The organism is Shewanella sp. AS16 (genome assembly GCF_021412365.1).
In the GTDB taxonomy this organism is placed as follows: domain Bacteria; phylum Pseudomonadota; class Gammaproteobacteria; order Enterobacterales; family Shewanellaceae; genus Shewanella; species Shewanella salipaludis.
The window spans coordinates 1-296 of record NZ_JAKCLK010000222.1; the positions used below are offsets into that span (position 1 = coordinate 1).

1 pseudogene is annotated in these 296 nt (G+C 56.4%); it reads right to left on the reverse strand.

The annotated features are described in order from the left end of the window. Positions 1–296 (reverse strand): annotated as a pseudogene (locus tag LZP73_RS20095) (Mur ligase family protein); the annotation flags it as partial.

Sequence of the window (296 nt, forward strand, 5' to 3'; positions counted from 1 at the left end):
ATCGAACTCAAGGTTGTTGAGGATCAGCGTACGCGGGCAGTAATGGACAAATTTAGAGCGTTTGTCGAAGAAGGCGCAGTCGTACTCATCCGCTTCGATAACAAAGAAGTCGCTTTCGCCCAGACGCGCCGAAACCTCAAAGTTCCCCGGCACACCGCCGATCACAAATCCCGGTTTGTAACCGCATTGTTCCAGAATCCAGGTCGCCATTCCCGCCGTGGTGGTTTTGCCGTGTGTACCGGCAACGGCCAGCACCCAGCGGTCGCGCAGCACAAAATCGTGCAGCCACTGCGGAC